The 13,656-nt window shown below is 73.4% G+C and carries 12 protein-coding genes; 5 read left to right on the top strand and 7 right to left on the bottom strand.

Going from position 1 to position 13,656, the window contains the following annotated elements:
• Nucleotides 1-3 precede the first annotated feature (3 nt).
• Nucleotides 4-2,658 (top strand): WD40/YVTN/BNR-like repeat-containing protein, encoded by a 2,655-nt coding sequence (locus tag ACQPXS_RS25740; protein ID WP_433451627.1) that lies wholly within the window; start codon nt 4-6, stop codon nt 2,656-2,658.
• Nucleotides 2,659-2,789: 131 nt separating this feature from the next.
• Here ACQPXS_RS25740 and ACQPXS_RS25735 read toward each other — a convergent pair whose 3' ends face one another.
• Complete coding sequence (locus tag ACQPXS_RS25735) at nt 2,790-5,054, bottom strand: heavy metal translocating P-type ATPase (protein ID WP_433451626.1); 2,265 nt, start codon at nt 5,052-5,054, stop codon at nt 2,790-2,792.
• A 105-nt stretch (nt 5,055-5,159) separates the two neighbouring features.
• Complete coding sequence (locus tag ACQPXS_RS25730; protein WP_433451624.1) at nt 5,160-5,432, bottom strand: heavy-metal-associated domain-containing protein; 273 nt, start codon at nt 5,430-5,432, stop codon at nt 5,160-5,162.
• A gap of 199 nt (nt 5,433-5,631) precedes the next feature.
• On the opposite strand from ACQPXS_RS25730, the gene ACQPXS_RS25725 reads away from it, so the two are divergent.
• The 3 genes from ACQPXS_RS25725 (at nt 5,632) to ACQPXS_RS25715 (ending at nt 8,274) form a co-directional block, all read left to right on the top strand.
• Nucleotides 5,632-6,606 carry a hypothetical protein gene (locus ACQPXS_RS25725; RefSeq protein ID WP_433451623.1) on the top strand — a complete coding sequence of 325 codons (975 nt, stop codon included), beginning with the start codon at nt 5,632-5,634 and terminating at the stop codon, nt 6,604-6,606.
• 87 nt (nt 6,607-6,693) lie between these two features.
• Nucleotides 6,694-7,233, top strand: coding sequence for a hypothetical protein (locus tag ACQPXS_RS25720; protein ID WP_433451622.1), 540 nt, complete (start codon nt 6,694-6,696; stop codon nt 7,231-7,233).
• A gap of 96 nt (nt 7,234-7,329) precedes the next feature.
• Nucleotides 7,330-8,274 (top strand): hypothetical protein, encoded by a 945-nt coding sequence (locus ACQPXS_RS25715; protein ID WP_433451621.1) that lies wholly within the window; start codon nt 7,330-7,332, stop codon nt 8,272-8,274.
• Nucleotides 8,275-8,332: 58 nt separating this feature from the next.
• On the opposite strand, the gene ACQPXS_RS25710 is transcribed toward ACQPXS_RS25715, so the two are convergent.
• From ACQPXS_RS25710 to ACQPXS_RS25700, 3 genes are all read right to left on the bottom strand, one after another.
• Nucleotides 8,333-9,457, bottom strand: coding sequence for an MFS transporter (locus tag ACQPXS_RS25710; RefSeq protein WP_433455938.1), 1,125 nt, complete (start codon nt 9,455-9,457; stop codon nt 8,333-8,335).
• Nucleotides 9,458-9,534: 77 nt separating this feature from the next.
• Nucleotides 9,535-10,860, bottom strand: coding sequence for a diaminopimelate decarboxylase (gene lysA, locus ACQPXS_RS25705; protein WP_433451620.1), 1,326 nt, complete (start codon nt 10,858-10,860; stop codon nt 9,535-9,537).
• Between the two features lie 15 nt (nt 10,861-10,875).
• Nucleotides 10,876-11,202, bottom strand: coding sequence for an SAV_915 family protein (locus ACQPXS_RS25700; RefSeq protein ID WP_433451618.1), 327 nt, complete (start codon nt 11,200-11,202; stop codon nt 10,876-10,878).
• A gap of 276 nt (nt 11,203-11,478) precedes the next feature.
• On the opposite strand from ACQPXS_RS25700, the gene ACQPXS_RS25695 reads away from it, so the two are divergent.
• Entirely contained in the window at nt 11,479-12,045 is a 567-nt protein-coding gene (locus ACQPXS_RS25695; RefSeq protein WP_433451616.1) for a universal stress protein, read from the top strand.
• 135 nt (nt 12,046-12,180) lie between these two features.
• Here ACQPXS_RS25695 and ACQPXS_RS25690 read toward each other — a convergent pair whose 3' ends face one another.
• A complete protein-coding gene (locus ACQPXS_RS25690; RefSeq protein WP_433451615.1) occupies nt 12,181-12,864 on the bottom strand; it encodes a response regulator in 684 nt (227 codons plus the stop codon).
• Nucleotides 12,865-12,943: 79 nt separating this feature from the next.
• Nucleotides 12,944-13,651: a potassium-transporting ATPase subunit C gene (locus ACQPXS_RS25685; protein WP_433451613.1), complete on the bottom strand. Its 708-nt coding sequence runs from the start codon at nt 13,649-13,651 to the stop codon at nt 12,944-12,946.
• Nucleotides 13,652-13,656: the final 5 nt, after the last annotated feature.

The raw sequence follows: 13,656 nt of genomic DNA, 5'->3' as shown, positions 1-13,656 counted from the left end.
TCCATGCGTGTGTATGCCGCACGGCGCAGATCGCGCCGCGGGACGGAGGGCGGGGGTCGGTCGGCGTTCGCCGTCGTCGCCGCCGCGCTCCTGATAGCGGGGACGGGACCCGTCGCCGCGTACGGAATGGACAGCGACTCGGGGTCCGGCCGCCATGACGTGGCGGGCGAGGAGTCCCACGAACTGATGGAGTCCATCGACTCGTTCAACGAGCCGAGGCTCTCGCCCAGCGGGCAGATCGCCCCGGGCGCCTACGCCGGCGCATGGGCCCACATCAAGAACATGCCGGTCGCGTCCGGCAGTTGGAGCGAGGTCACCACCTCGCCGTACAACGAGGACGCCCTGCACTACCGCGACCAGTCTGCCTCCAACTCCGGTGGCGGCGCGGGACATTCGGCCGGACGCATCGCCGCCCTGGCCACCGATCCGACGCACCAGGGGGTCGTGTACGCGGGTGCCGCGGGCGGCGGTGTGTTCCGGTCCACCGACGACGGGAAGACCTGGACGCCGATCGCCGACCGGCTGCCCGCCCTGTCCGTGGGCGCCCTCGCGGTCGCGCCCGACGGCTCGCTGTGGCTGGCCACCGGCGAGGCGACCACCGCCTCCGACAACTACCTGGGCAGCGGCGTCTACCGGCTCGCGGACCCGGTCACCGGCTCCTTCGGCGAGAGCGACAAGGTGGGCGGCACCGAGCTGGACTCCAGCTCCATCCACACCCTCACCTTCGACAAGGCCGCCGGGTACGTCTTCGCGGCCTCCTCGCACGGCGTCTTCCGGCGCCCGCTGTCGGCCGGGCAGGACGCCGCCTGGTCCAAGGTCCTCGCTCCCTGCGCGGGCATCGGCATCAGCGGCGTGGCCTGCGGGGTGGACAGCCACTACGCCGACATCGCCAACGACATCGCCGTGCAGCCCGGCAGCGACGGCAGGAAGCTGCTGGCCAACGTGGCCTGGCGCAGCGGCGCCGCCTACAACGGCTTCTACTACTCCGAGGACGCCGGCACCACCTGGAAGCGCGCCAACCCGACCGGCGCCATCAACCCCGCCGAGATCGGCAACGCCGCCTTCGCGTACGCGGCCGACGGCAGCAGGCTGTACGTCTCGATGGAGTCCCCCAAGCTCCTCAACAAGGCGTCCGGTTCCGGCGTGTACTCGGTCCTCGCGGGCGTGTACGTAAGCCAGAGCGGCAACGCCGACGGCTCGTTCAAGCAGATCGCGACCCCCTCGTCGCTGTCGGCGAGCGGTTCCGCGATGAAGGTCAACGAGATCGGCAGCGGCTACCAGCCCGGCTCCCAGGCCTGGTACGACCAGGTCATCGCGGTCGACCCGAACGACCCGAACCACGTCTACCTGGGCCTCGAGGAGATGTTCGAGTCCCGCGACGGCGGCGCCACCTGGAAGGCGGTCGGCCGGTACTGGAACTTCGGCATGAAGTGCTACTCGTACGACCCGGCGGAGAACTCCTGCGACGGCGACGTGATGCACTCCGACCAGCACGCCCTCGCCTTCTCGCAGTGGAAGGGCAGCACGCCGGAGGTGTTCGTCGGCAACGACGGCGGCGCCTACGCCCGTCCGACCACGCAGACCACCGCCGGCTGGCGCAACCTCAACGAGTCCGGCACCCTGCGCGACCTGCAGTACTACTCGGTGCGCGCGGGGAAGATGACCGACGGCAGCGGCGACGCCGTCTGGGGCGGCCTGCAGGACAACGGCGTCTCGCTGCTCGCCCCCAAGGGCGCCACCTACCAGGGGCAGCAGCTCAACCCGAACGGCGAGATGGTCTCCCCGTTCGGCGGTGACGGCGGCGACCAGCTGGTCAACCCGGACAACGGCTGCCAGACCGTCGGCGAGTACGTCGACCTGGCGCTGCAGATCACGAACAACTGCGGCTACACCGCGAGCGACGACGGCGCCGAGGACGTGATCACGGACATCGCGCCCGGCGACCCGGGAGCCCGCTTCATCGCCCCGTTCAGCGCGGACGAGACCGACCCGAACGGCCTGTGGGTCGCGGGCGGCCAGTACGTCTGGGGCAACACCAAGACCTGGAGCAGCACCTCCGGCGCCGACTGGACCAAGCTGTACGACCTGGGCGCCGGCCACTCCGCCTCGGCGGTCGCCAGCCGCAACCACGTGACGTGGGCGGCCTGGTGCGGACCGTGCTCCAAGGTCGACGGCACCTTCGGGCGGGGCATCGCCACCAACTACGGCGGCGCCTGGCACCAGGTGAGCCTGCCCGCCGCCTTCCCCAACCGCTACATCTCCTCTCTGGCCATCGCCCCGTCCGACGCCTCCGGCAAGACGGTCTACGCGGTGGTCAACGGCTTCTCGCGGCACTGGAACGAGGGTCCCGGCGCCGGCTACGGCCACGTCTGGAAGACCACCGACGGCGGCACGACCTGGACGGACGTCAGCGGTGACCCCGCCGCCTCGGACTCCTTCCCGGACGCCCCGGCCAACGCGGCGCTGATCACCAAGAGCGGCACCCTGGTGGTCGCCACCGACCTGGGCGTGTTCACCAGCACCTCGGCGGGCCACTGGGCGAGCCTGGGCACGAACTTGCCCACCGCGCCGGCGGTCTACCTCTCGCCGAGCCCGGACGGCAGCCAGGTGTACGTGGCCACGCACGGCCGCGGCATCTGGAAGACCCGGACGCCGTAACACCGTCGACAGCGCGAAGGGGCCCCGGACCGGTCGGTCCGGGGCCCCTTCCGTGTGGGCCGGCGCCTCACGACCTCCCTGGCCGGGCGGCGTGCGCATCCGCTGCGGATACGTGGGGGCCGGCCGATCGCTCACTGGCCGGTCGCGCGGAAGCGGCGCAGGCGCAGGCTGTTGCCGACGACGAAGACCGAGGAGAAGGCCATGGCCGCGCCCGCGATCACCGGGTTGAGGAGGCCGGCCGCGGCGAGCGGGAGGGCGGCGATGTTGTAGGCGAAGGCCCAGAACAGGTTGGAGCGGATGGTGCCGAGGGTCTTGCGGGCGAGCCGGATGGCGTCGGCCGCGACCCGCAGGTCGCCGCGGACCAGGGTCAGATCGCCGGCCTCGATCGCGGCGTCGGTGCCGGTGCCCATGGCCAGGCCCAGGTCGGCCTGGGCCAGTGCGGCCGCGTCGTTGACGCCGTCGCCGACCATGGCCACCGAACGGCCCTCGCCCTGAAGGCGCTTGACCACGTCCACCTTGTCCTGCGGCAGCACCTCGGCGATCACGTGCTCGGGGTCGATGCCCACCTCGGCGGCCACCGCCTCGGCGACGGCCTGGTTGTCGCCGGTGAGGAGGATCGGGGTCAGGCCCAGGGCGCGCAGGCGGCGGATCGCCTCGGGGCTGGTCTCCTTCACCGCGTCCGCGACCTCCAGGACCGCGCGGGCCTCGCCGTCCCAGGCCACCGTGATGGCCGTACGGCCGGCCGCCTCGGCCTCCGCCTTCGCGCGCCGGAGGTGCTGCGGCAGGGTCATGGCCCAGTCCGCGAGCAGCTGCTCGCGGCCGACCAGGACGGCGTGTCCGTCGACGACGCCCTGCACGCCGAGGCCGGGCACGTTGGCGAAGTCCTCCGGGGTGGGCAGGGTGCCGACGCGGGCGGCGGCACCGGCGGCGACGGCCTGGGCGATCGGGTGCTCGGAGGGCTGCTCCAGGGCGCCCGCCAGGCGCAGGACGTCGGTCTCGGCCGTGCCGTCCGCCGTGTGCACGGCCAGCAGGGTCATCCGGCCGGTGGTGACGGTGCCGGTCTTGTCCAGGACGATGGTGTCGGCCTTGCGGGTGCTCTCCAGCACCTCCGGACCCTTGATGAGGATGCCGAGCTGGGCACCGCGCCCGGTGCCGACCATCAGCGCGGTCGGCGTGGCCAGGCCCAGGGCGCAGGGGCAGGCGATGATCAGTACGGCGACGGCGGCGGTGAAGGCCGCGGTCAGGCCCGCCCCGTTGCCGAGCCAGAAGCCGAGGGTGGCGAGGGCCAGGCCGATGACGACGGGGACGAAGACGCCGGAGATCCGGTCGGCGAGCCGCTGGGCCGCCGCCTTGCCGTTCTGCGCGTCCTCCACCAGCCGGGCCATCCGCGCGAGTTGGGTGTCCGCGCCGACCCGGGTGGCCTCCACGACCAGCCGTCCGCCCGCGTTCAGGGTCGCCCCGGTGACGGTGTCCCCGACCCCCACCTCGACCGGCACGGACTCTCCGGTGAGCATCGAGGCGTCCACGGCGGACGAGCCCTCGACGACCGTACCGTCGGTGGCGATCTTCTCCCCGGGGCGGACGAGGAAGCGGTCTCCGGCCTTCAACTCGGCGACGGGCACGAGTACTTCGCTCCCGCCGCGCAGTACCGTGACCTCCTTGGCGCCCAGCTCCAGCAGGGCCCTGAGCGCCGCGCCCGCCTTGCGCTTGGAGCGGGCCTCGAAGTACCGGCCGGCCAGGATGAACGCGGTCACGCCGGCCGCGGCCTCCAGGTAGATGTTCCCGGCGCCGTCACTGCGGGCGATGGTCAGCTCGAAGGGGTGCCGCATGCCGGGCATGCCGGCCGTGCCGAAGAACAGGGCCCACAGCGACCACAGGAACGCGGCCGACGTACCGACCGAGATCAGCGTGTCCATGGTCGCGGCGCCGTGCCGGGCATTGGTCCAGGCGGCCCGGTGGAAGGGCCAGGCGGCATACGTCACCACGGGCGCCGCCAGCGTCAGCGACAGCCACTGCCAGTACTCGAACTGCAGCGCCGGGACCATCGCCATCGCGATCACCGGCACGGCGAGCACCACCGCGGTGGTCAGCCGCTGCCGCAGCGGCCGCAGCTCGTCGGCCTCCCGCGCCGCGGGGCCGCCGCCCGGCTCCGGCTCGGTGCGGACGGGTTCGGGCTCGCGTGCGGTGTAACCGGTGGCCTCGACGGTGGCGATCAGGTCGGCGACCGCGATGTCCTCGCGGAAGGTGACCTTGGCCTTCTCGGTGGCGTAGTTGACGGTGGCCTCGACGCCGTCCATGCGGTTGAGCTTCTTCTCGATGCGGGCGGCGCAGGAGGCGCAGGTCATGCCGCCGATCGCGAGTTCGACCTCGGCGGCACCGGGTGTGGTGGTGGTCATTCTCTGCTCCTCGCAGCTCGTGGACGCGGCGGGTGTGAGTTCGCGGGGCGGGGGGGCGAGGGCGGGGGCCGGTTCCGGTGGCGGCCCCCGCCCGGTGGCGGCCGGTCAGGCGTCGACGCGGCCGGCGTAGTCGTAGCCGGCCTCGTCCACGGTCTCGGCGAGCAGCGCGTCGAACGCCTCGTCGGGGGCGGCGGCGGTGGTCACGGTGACGAGTCCCGTGCCGATCTCGACCTCCACGTCTATGACGTCGTCCAACGCGCCCACGGCCTTGGTGACGACGCCCTGGCAGTGGGCGCTGCCGACGCCGTCCACCTTGTAGACGGTCTTGGTCTGGGCGGCGGTGTGGCAGGTTCCCTCGGGCGTGCAGCAGCCGGACATGGGCTTCTCCTCGTATCGGTCGCGATATCGATCTCGGACACCTGGCCGGATACCCGATGGGGGTATCCTTCAGCGGCTCCATGTATACCCCCCACCCGTATCCGGCGCAAGGGAATCCTCGGCTTGCTTCATACCCCCTAGGGGTATTTTGAAGTGCATCGAGCAGCCCACCCGGGCGGCCAACGGACGAGGAGGGGCCATGAACACCGGACTGAAGATCACCGTCTTTGCCGCCGCGCTCGCCGCCACCTTCGGCACCGCCTACGGCGTGGGCAGCGGCGTCGGCGCGATCTCACCCGCTCCCGACCGCGCGGCACACGAGACGCACGGCGGGCACGACGGGGACGGTCACGGCGGACACCACGGCGCAGGCGACCCGTCCATGGCACTCCCCGGAGGACTCCAGACGTCCGAGCGGGGCTACACCCTCGCCCTGAAGACCCCGGCCGTCGCGGCGGGCAGGGCGACCGACCTGCGGTTCACGGTCGTACAGGACGCGACCGGACGCCCGCTCACCGCCTACCAGCGGGAGCACACCAAGGAACTGCACCTGATCATCGCCTCGCGCGACCTGACCCTCTACCGGCATCTGCACCCGACCCGCGCGGCCGACGGCACCTGGTCGGCACCCGTCACGCTGCCCAAGGCCGGTGCCTACCGGGTCTTCGCCGACTTCACGCCCCGCGGCGGCGAAGGGCTCACCCTCGGCACCGACCTCACCGCGTCGGGGTCGTACGAGCCCGCCGCGCTCCCCGCCCCCGGCACCACGGCGGAGGTCGACGGATACGAGGTGACCCTCCGCGGCCGTCTGGAACCCGCCAAGGCCAGCGAGCTGACGCTGACCGTGCGCAGGAACGGCAGGCCGGTGCGCGACCTCCAGCCCTACCTCGGGGCCTACGGCCATCTGGTGGCCCTGCGCGCGGGCGACCTGGCGTACCTCCACGTACACCCGGGCGGCGAGGTGGGCGACGGCACGACCGAGGCGGGGCCGGACATCCCGTTCACCGCCACGGCGCCCAGCGCGGGCACCTACCGGCTGTTCCTCGACTTCAAGCACGGCGGCGCGGTCCACACCGCCGCGTTCACCGTCCGGGCCGCCGGGCCCTCCCAGCGGCCGGAAGCCGCCGGAACGGCCACCCCGGTGCCCTCAGACCACGCCGGGCACGGCCACTGAACAGCGCCGAGCCACCGCTCCGGCCCGTCCTCCCCCGTTCGGACCGCTGCCCGCGTGCCCGCTCGTACGTCCCCGTAAGGTGGAGCCGTGATTCTCGCGCAGCCCGCCGCCGGCACGGCCGGGGCCCGCATCCGTCAGTCGGTGCGGGCCTCCGTTCTGGTCGCCGTCCTGCTCGGGCTGTTCCTGATGCACGGCGGCCCGGCAGCGGCCGCCGGCGGCTGCCACGGGGCCATGCCGACCACCGACGCCGCCGTCATGAGCTCGGCAGACGCGCCGATGGCCGCGCACCCCGCCGGCCATGTCGAGGCGACGGGCGGCAAGGTCGCCGCACACGCGGACGAGATGCGCTCGGCACCCGCGATACCCGCCGCGCACTCCACCGGCCATCCGGCGGCCGCGGCCGCCAAGGCCACCCCCCGCGCGGACGAGGCCATGCGGGGCGCGTTGTGCCTGGCCACGACGCCCCGGTCCGGGATCCCGGCGCCACCGCTCGCCGCGATCGGGCTCGTGTTCCCGGCCGCCGTCCTGCTGCCGTGGACCCGGCCGGGTTCCGACGGCACCCGGCGCCGGGGTCCACCGGCCGGCGGGCGCCGACTCCTGCTCCAGGTGTGCGTCGCCCGGACGTGACGAGACCTCCGGGATCCGGCTCGTCGCCGCGGTCCCGCACGGCTCCCCCACGTTCAGCCGCGCCGCCTCACGGCGCCCACCTGGAAAGACACAGCCATGTCCCAGCGTTTCCGCACCTCCCGTCGCGCCCTCGCGGCGGCCGCTGCCACCGCGGCGCTCACCCTGACCCTCGCCGCCTGCGGCTCCGACTCCGGCTCCGACTCCGGCATGTCCGGCATGGACCACAGCGCCACGCCGTCCACCTCCGCCTCCGTCTCCGCCTCGGCCTCGGCCTCGGCCCCGGGCGACGACATGGCGTCCATGCCCGGCATGGAGCCCGTGTCCGCCGGCAACGGTCTGGCCGCCGCCAAGGACGGCTACAAGATGGCCTCCTCGGCCGCCACCGTCCCCGCCGGCAAGGCGATCGCGTACCGCTTCGCCATCACCGGACCGGACGGCAAGCCGGTCACCGGCTTCGCCGTCGACCAGACCAAGCGGATGCACTTCTACGCCATCCGCTCCGACCTCACCGGCTTCCAGCACCTGCACCCCACCATGGCCCAGGACGGCACCTGGACCGTGCCGCTGGCCGCGCTGCAGCCTGGCACCTGGCGGCTGTACGCCTCCTTCACCCCGGACAGCGGCGCCGGCAAGGGCAAGGGCTTCGTGCTCAGCCGCACCGTGAAGGTGTCCGGCATGGCGATGGCCGCGCCCCTGCCGAAGGCGTCCGGCACCGCCACCGTCGACGGCTACACCGTGTCGGTGAAGGGCGATCCGATGGCGGGCATGGCGCACCAGCTGACCGCCACCGTCACCAAGGACGGCAAGCCGGTCACCGACCTCCAGCCGTACCTCGACACCTACGCCCACCTGACCGCCTTCCACCAGGGTGACCTCGCCTTCGCCCACCTCCACCCGGAGACCGAGGTCGACGGCGACCACGGCGGGCCGACGCTGGGCTTCCACGCCGAGTTCGCCCAGTCCGGAAACTGGCGGATGTTCCTCCAGTTCCAGACCGGCGGCAAGCTGCACACCGCGTCCCTCACCCTGCACGTCGGCTGACGGCCGCGAGGCCTCGGCGCCCAGGCGCCGAGGCCTCGCCGGCAGGCGGTGCCCGTCCTCAGCCCCGATGGAGGAACGCCACCAGGGCCCCCAGGCCCACGAGAACCCCCAGCGCGCCGAAGCCATGGTTCAGCGAGGCGCCGGAAGCGACCGCCGCCACCAGCAACGGCCCGCCCGCATCCCCCAGTTCACGCCCGAGTTCCGCCGCCCCCATGGTCTGCCCCAGCCGTTCTGGCGGCGTCGACGAGGCCAGCGCGGCGAACCCGAGCGGGGTGACGAGACCCGTGCCGATGCCGATGAGGGCGGCTCCGGTGAGGATGCCCGGCAGGCCCGGCAGCATGGCGCAGGCCAGGCCCACGGCGGTGACCAGCAGCCCTGCCGCCAGACCGGAGCGAGCGGTGAGCCGCCCGTCGTCCAGGGCCCGCCCCGCACGCGGCTGGACCACGGCCGCACAGCCGGCGAGCAGCGACACCGCCGCGCCGGTCGCGACCGTGCCCAGCCCGGCGGCCCGGCCGGAGACCGGCAGGAAACCGACCCCGACCGACAGCGCGGCGGTCGCCGCCGCGAGCGCGGACGTCGGGGCGAGGAAGGCCGGGTCGGCGAGCCGGCGGGCCAGGTCCAGCACGGTCTGCCGGGCCTTCGGCAGCGGGGGTACGACGGGCACGGCGAGCGCGGCCCAGACGGCGACCGCGGCGCCCAGCACCGCCAGGACGGCGAACAGCAGCCGCAGGCCCCCGGCCCACACCAGGACGCCGCCGAGGAGCGGACCGAGGGTGTAGCCGACGGACTTGCAGAAGCCGTAGCTGCCGAAGGCCCGCCCGTGTTTCGCCGCCGGGTTGAGCCGGGCGACCAGTGCGGAGGCGGACGGGGAGAAGGCGGAGGCCGCGGCTCCCTGCCCGAGCCGGGCGGCCCAGAGCCGGCCGGGGTCGTCCGCGACGACGTACAGCGCGGACGCCGCGGCGAAGGCGGCCAGCCCGCCGAGCAGCACCGGGCGGGCGCCGATCCGGTCGGCGAGGGTGCCGAACACCGGCTTGAGGAGCACCTCGGCGCCGTCGTACAGGGCGAGCAGCCCGCCCAGCACCAGCACGGAGGTGACCGCGCCCCGGGCGTGACCGCCGAGGTTGGCGGCGATGCCGTGCGCCCCGAAGGCCGTGGTGAACCCGGCCGCGTACAGCGGCCACATCCGCCGGGCCGAAGCCGGCGCGGCCTCCGCCCCGGTTCTGCGCAGGTTCACCACACCGGCGAACGTAGCAGGCCGGGTTACAGGCCCACGTCGCGGCTGCGGAGGTCCTCCAGGGACTCGCGGCGGACCAGGAGCCGGGCGTGGCCGTCGCGTACGGCGACCACGGGCGGGCGGCCGACCAGGTTGTAGCCGGAGGCCATGGACAGGTGGTAGGCACCGGCCACCGGTACGGCGAGCAGGTCCCCGGGACGGGTGTCGGCGGGCAGTTCGGCGTCGGCGGCCAGGACGTCGCCGGCCTCGCAGTGCCGGCCCACCACGGTGACCCGGGCGCGGTCCGCCGTGCTGGGCCGGCCGATCAGGCGGGGCGCGTACCGGACGCCGTACAGGGCCGGGCGCGGGTTGTCGCTCATGCCGCCGTCGACCGCCACGAAGACGTGGCCGCCCGTGTGCTTCACGGACAGGACGCGGTACACGGCGATCCCGGCCGGACCCGCGATCGCCCGTCCCGGCTCGATGATCAGGCGCGGTACGGGGAGCCCGGCCGCCGCGCAGGAGCCGGCGAGTTCCGCGCGTACCTTGCGGGCCAGTGCGGTCAGGTCCAGCGCCGCCTCGCCGGGGCGGTAGGCGATGCCGTGGCCGCCACCGAGATCGAGTTCCGGCAGGACCAGCCCGTGCTGCTCGTGCAGGCGGGCCATCAGCCCGACCATGCGCCGTACGGCGACGAGGTACGGCTTGACACCGACGATCTGTGAACCCAAGTGGCAGTGGAGGCCGGTGAGTTCCAGTTGCGGCTGGTCGAGTATGCGGGCGATCGCGTGCTGGGCGTGGCCGTCGGAGATGGACAGGCCGAACTTCTGGTCGTCGGTGCCGGTGCGGATCTTCTCGTGGCCACCCGCGCTGACCCCGGGGACGACCCGGACCATGACCTTCTGGTGGCCGTCCGGCCCGACGGCGGCGGCGAGCCGCGCGATCTCGGCGGGGCTGTCGATGACGATCCGGCCCACGCCGAGCCGCAGCGCGGCGTCCAGGTCGCGCGGGGACTTGGCGTTGCCGTGCAGCACGATCCGCTCGGGCGGGAAGCCGGTGGTGACGGCGAGTTCGAGCTCACCGGCGGAGCAGACGTCCAGGCCGAGGCCCTCCTCGTCCATCCAGTGGGCCATGGCCCGGCACAGGAACGCCTTGGCCGCGTACAGCACTTCGGCGTCCGGGAAGGCGTCCCGGTAGGTGCGGCAGCGGTCGCGGACCTCGGCCTCGTCCAGGACGTAGACGGGGGTGCCGAAGCGGTCGGCGACCTCGGCGAGCGGCACGCCTCCCACGGCGAGGCCGCCTGGGGCCGGCTCGGCGGTGGACGCGGGCCACACCAACAGGTCGGCGGCGGTGGCGGGTTCGTGGACCGTGGTCATCGTCGTCCTCCCCTCTCAGGCTGCGAAAACGGGCGCGGGGACGGACACCGGGCCGGGAGCGGGCGCGGTGAACTGGGGGTCCACCGTGAGGACGGTGACACCCAGCGGCGCGGTCAGGGCGCGCAGGGCGGGCTCGGCGAGACGGATCCACGCCTGACCGGCGCCGAGGGTGGCGGCCAGGCGGTGCTCGGAGGTGAAGCCGACGGCCGTACGGTCGCCGAGCGGCGTCCGGAAGATCCGGGCCGCGTATCCGAAGGGCCCCGGCCGGACCGGCACGTACAGGGGTCCGGCCGGGAACGGATCGGAGGGCTCGGGGTCTTCGTCGTAGCGGAGTTCTGTCATGGGGTGCCTCCCGGAAGGCGGCGGGCGAGGTTCTGGAAGGCCCCGGAAGCGGGGAGGCGGACCGGGGCTCGGTGTCGACGGTATGCCCGGGCGGCGGGGGTGCGGGAAGGGCCCTGACGTGACGCTGACGGCGATCCGGCCGGCCTTGACGGCACGCTGACGCCGCTGGTGGGAAGCCATCGGAGCGGTCGTCAGAACGGCGTCAAGAACAGGCGTACGCCCTGTTCGCGGGCTCCCCGGCGAGGTCTCATGGCGGGAAATGCCGAGGAGGATCCGATGTCCGAGAACCGCCCGCCTTCGGCCGCCCGGGTCGTGGTGGGAGTCAGCGGCTCGCTGGGCGGAGCCACCGCCCTGGGCCGGGCCGCGTACGAGGCAAGGAGCCGGGGAGCCGAACTCTGGCCGGTGCTGGCGTGGGAGCCGCCGGAGGGGGACGTCGTCTCCCGCAGGTTCCCGGCCTCGGCCCACATGGCCGAGGAGTGGGAGCGGCTGGCGCGCGAGCGGCTGATCGAGGCCCTGCGCGAGATGTTCGGCGGCACGGACACCGGGCTGCCGGGCCAGGCGCTCGTCGTCCGGGGCGCACCCGGACCGGCGCTGGTGCGGACCGCCGGCCGGGCCGGCGACCTGCTCGTGATCGGCGCCGGCCGGCGGGGCCGGCTGCGTCGCGCCCTGTGGCCGTCGGTCGGCCGCCACTGCCTCGCCCACGCCACGTGCCCCGTCCTCGCGGTCCCGCCGTCACCGCTGCAGGCGGACCTGGCGTCGGTACACCGCCGGAACGTCTGGCGGCTGCGGCTGAACACGGGAGACCTGGAGCGGGAGTTGCGCTCGGTGCCGCCGGAGGTCTGAGGGCGCCGGGGGCGGGTGGCCGTGTCGAACGAACCCAGCTTGCCGCCCACCGCCTCGGCGCCCCCCGGACGACGGCGTAGGCCGGGCCGCCCCCTGCGGCGCGGCACCCGCGTCGGCCGCTTTCCGCGTGCCATGTCATCCCTCGAAGCGGTAGCCCATGCCGGGCTCGGTGATCAGATAGCGGGGGTGGGCGGGGTCCGTCTCCAACTTGCGGCGCAGCTGGGCCATGTAGACGCGCAGGTAGTTGGTCTTGTTGCCCTGCGAGACGCCCCAGACCTCCTGGAGCAGCTGTTTCTGGGTGATGAGCCGTCCCGGGTTGGTGACCAGGATCTCCAGCAGGTGCCACTCGGTCGGGGTCAGCCGTACGTCCCGCCCGTCCCGTACGGCCTTCTTGGCGAGCAGGTCCAGGGTGAAGTGCTCCGTCTCGACCAGGGTCGTCTCGGGGACCAGCGGCGTCTCCTCGGTGCGGCGGACGGCGGCGCGCAGCCGGGCCAGGAGTTCGTCCATGCTGAACGGCTTGGTGATGTAGTCGTCGGCGCCGGCGTCGAGTGCGGCCACCTTCTCGTCGGACGCCTGCCGGGCGGACAGGACCAGGATCGGCACCCGGCTCCAGCCGCGTACGCCTTTGATGACGTCGACGCCGTCCATGTCGGGCAGACCGAGGTCCAGCAGCACCACGTCGGGCTGACGCGCGGCGGCGAGACGAAGGGCCGTGGCCCCGTCGGGGGCGGCGTCCACGCCGTAGTGACGTGCCTGCAAGTTGATGACGAGGGCCCGTACCAGCTGCGGGTCGTCCTCCACCACGAGCACCCTGGTCATGGGTGTGTGCCCTTCCTGTCATGCCTGCGGGAGCCGGCACCCCGGGGTGCCGGCTCCCGTCGCGAATCGCGTAAGGCCGTCACTTCTTCGCCGCGAGGTCCTTGAGCGCGATGTTGAGTTCGAGGACGTTCACCTGCGGCTCGCCGATGAAGCCGAGGGTGCGGCCCTGGGTGTGGTCCTTCACCAGCTTCTCCACGGAGGCGACCGGCAGCCCGTTCTTCTCGGCGACCCGGTGCACCTGGAGTTCGGCGTACTCGGGGGAGATGGCCGGGTCCAGGCCGGAGCCGGAGGAGGTGACGGCGTCGGCGGGGACGTCGGACGGCTTCACGGTGTAGCCGGGCACGGAGTTGTCCTTGACGACCGCGGCCTTGGCGGCGAGCACCTGGGCGCAGAGCGTGCCTTCCTCGGGCTTGGCCGGGCACGTGCCCTTCACCGCGCCGCTGTCGGCGGCGAGGTTGGTCGCCCCCGACAGCAGCAGCTTGTACCGGGTGTTGACGCTGTTGCTGCCGAGGCCGTTGGCCGGGCGGCCCTGGAACCACTTCAGGTCCGGGTCCGGCGTCTGCTGCCCCTTCTTCAGCGGCAGGTTGTAGGACTGCCCGATCAGGGACGAGCCGACGACCTTGCCGTCCGCCTTGATCTCGGAGCCGTTCGCCTTGTCGCCGAACAGCCCCTGCGCGATGCCGGTGACGACCAGCGGGTAGATGACGCCGGTCACCAGAGTCAGCACGAGGAGGGCCCTGAGGCCCGCCCCGAGCAACCGGACGGTGTTCGTTACGGAGTTGTTCATGGTGA

The sequence above is a fragment of the Streptomyces sp. CA-142005 genome (assembly GCF_050942335.1).
GTDB lineage: Bacteria > Actinomycetota > Actinomycetes > Streptomycetales > Streptomycetaceae > Streptomyces.
Note: the sequence above shows the minus strand (reverse complement) of the source record. Positions and strands in the feature narration are given on the sequence as shown.